At 43.2% G+C, this 611-nt stretch carries 1 protein-coding gene; it reads right to left on the bottom strand.

Translation table 11 applies throughout. The features are described 5' to 3' along the window. Positions 1-65 precede the first annotated feature (65 nt). Positions 66-611, bottom strand: a 546-nt coding sequence (locus AC0KTX_RS16810) for a DUF6431 domain-containing protein (RefSeq protein WP_474253167.1), incomplete at its 5' end; no start/stop codon positions are given.

Here is a 611-nt window from a genome sequence, read left to right as displayed (position 1 = left end):
TTCTTCTTTTCCACCTGTCGAGGCAAAAGGTATGTGGGACGACCTCAACACCTAGATGCGCTTCCTTATCGTCCAAAACAATGTGCCATAAAGTAGGTCGACAAATACCCCCACGACTCTTTGACAAACCGTTCCTCTCCCCATTGTTGGATTTTCCTGATCGATCGACAAGCTTGTTGTTGGGTATCTCGCTCCCAACCGAAAGATTCCTTCACCGAAGTAAAATACATATAAATCCATGAAATTGTTTGGATAAATCGTCGGAGATAGAAAGAAATGAGTTGTCTTTTTGATGGATTTGTGCCGGTTTGATGAAGCACATCATGGAGCCACTGAATGATGGTACGAGTCGTATGTTGAAAGTATGGGAGAAGAAAGTGAGGGAGGATGGATACCGTTTGGAAACAAATCGAACAACGAAAACGGCAGATCAAGAGACGATATTCCTTTTCTGCGGTGATGGCATTCCGTTCATAAAAACCATGGCGATGAAGGGAATGCTTCGCATGACAATGTGGGCACTCCTCCACCATAGGAAAGTCATTGTTTTTTCCTAATTCATGATAGGTTTCGAGATCGACTCCAAAATCATGAATCAAGATCACAGATCC

Source organism: Aeribacillus sp. JST-2 (genome assembly GCF_056032925.1).
The sequence above is the reverse complement of the archived record's forward strand: the minus strand, read 5'-3'. Positions and strand labels throughout refer to the sequence as shown.